At 72.1% G+C, this 1,204-nt stretch carries 1 protein-coding gene; it reads left to right on the top strand.

Going from position 1 to position 1,204, the window contains the following annotated elements; genetic code table 11:
- Positions 1–1,204, top strand: a 1,204-nt coding sequence (locus AB0N07_RS51435; protein ID WP_365847950.1) for a phosphoglucomutase, alpha-D-glucose phosphate-specific, incomplete at both ends; no start/stop codon positions are given.

Below are 1,204 nucleotides of genomic sequence, written 5' to 3' on the forward strand. Positions count from 1 at the left end.
CCCGCGGACGGCGGCTTCAAGTACAACCCGCCCCACGGCGGCCCCGCGGACACCGAGGCGACCACGTGGATCGCCGACCGCGCCAACGAGCTGCTCGCCGCCGGGCTGGCGGGCGTGCACCGGGTGGCGAGCGCCGACGTCGCCGGCCACGCGAAGCTGGGCGGCTTCGACTTCCTGGACCGGTACGTGTCCGATCTGCCGCAGGTGATCGACGTGGAGGCGATCCGCGAGGCGGGCGTGCGCATCGGCGCCGACCCCATGGGTGGGGCGTCCGTGGCGTACTGGGGCGAGATCGCCGACCGCCACGGGCTGGATCTGACCGTGGTGAATCCGGAGGTGGACCCGCGGTTCGGGTTCATGACCCTGGACTGGGACGGCAAGATCCGCATGGACTGCTCGTCGCCGAACGCGATGGCCTCGCTGATCGAGCGGATGACCCCGGACGCGGACGGGCAGGCGCCCTTCGACGTCGCCACCGGCAACGACGCCGACGCGGACCGGCACGGGATCGTCACCCCCGACGGCGGGCTGATGAACCCGAACCACTACCTCGCCGTGGCCATCGACTACCTGTACCGCCACCGCGAGCAGTGGCCCCAGAGCGCGGGCGTGGGCAAGACCCTGGTGAGCTCCTCGATGATCGACCGCGTGGCCGGGGATCTGGGCCGCGAGCTCGTGGAGGTGCCGGTGGGCTTCAAGTGGTTCGTGCCGGGCCTGCTGACGGGCACCGGCGTGTTCGGCGGCGAGGAGTCCGCGGGCGCGTCCTTCGTGCAGTTCGACGGCAGCCCGTGGTCCACGGACAAGGACGGGCTGCTGCTGTGCCTGCTGGCCGCGGAGATCATCGCCGTGACGGGCCAGTCCCCGTCCGAGCGATACCGCGACCTCGTGGCCCTGCACGGCGACCCGGCGTACGCGCGCATCGACGCCCCCGCGACCGCCGAGCAGAAGGCGAAGCTGAAGACCCTCTCCCCCGACGACGTCCCCGTGACCGAGCTGGCCGGCGAGACCATCCTCGCGACGCTGACCAACGCCCCGGGCAACGACGCCCCGATCGGCGGGCTCAAGGTGGTCACGCAGCACGCGTGGTTCGCGGCCCGGCCCTCCGGCACCGAGGACGTCTACAAGATCTACGCGGAGTCCTTCCGCGGCCCCGAGCACCTGAAGCAGGTGCAGGCGGAGGCCCAGAAGCTGGTGGACGCGGTCA

It is taken from the genome of Streptomyces sp. NPDC051172 (assembly GCF_040682555.1).
In the GTDB taxonomy this organism is placed as follows: Bacteria; Actinomycetota; Actinomycetes; order Streptomycetales; family Streptomycetaceae; genus Streptomyces.